Origin of the sequence: [Mycoplasma] falconis (assembly GCF_006385795.1) — a bacterium.
Taxonomy (GTDB): Bacteria; Bacillota_I; Bacilli_A; order Mycoplasmatales; family Metamycoplasmataceae; genus Metamycoplasma; species Metamycoplasma falconis.
Genome location: NZ_VFSS01000037.1, coordinates 1 through 462 on the forward strand (window position 1 = coordinate 1; position 462 = coordinate 462).

Sequence of the window (462 nt, forward strand, 5' to 3'; positions counted from 1 at the left end):
ATCCAGCTGTTCCTGCACGGCGGTGACTTTGGGGTTAGGGATCCGCAGTTCGGGCGGGACCTCGGCTTCTACGCGTTCGAGTTGCCGTTCTACCGGCTGATGCTCAGCTACATGCTCGTTTCGGTATTTCTGGCATTCGTGGCGAATCTGGTGGCGCACTATATCTTCGGTGGCATTCGGCTATCCGGACGCACCGGTGCGCTGAGCCGCTCGGCGCGCGTCCAGTTGGTTAGCCTGGTCGGGGTACTGGTGTTACTTAAAGCCGTTGCTTATTGGCTGGATCGGTATGAGCTGCTGTCGCACACGCGTGGCGGCAAGCCGTTCACCGGTGCCGGGTACACCGATATCAACGCCGTCCTGCCGGCGAAGCTGATTCTGATGGCGATTGCGTTGATTTGCGCGGCCGCAGTGTTCTCGGCGATCGCCCTGCGGGACTTGCGGATTCCGGCGATCGGCCTGGTG

Annotated in this window: 1 protein-coding gene; it reads left to right on the forward strand. The window is 61.3% G+C overall.

Annotated elements, in window-relative coordinates:
* On the forward strand, positions 1-462 hold a 462-nt coding region (locus FJO69_RS07770; protein WP_170177221.1), incomplete at both ends, for a UPF0182 family protein.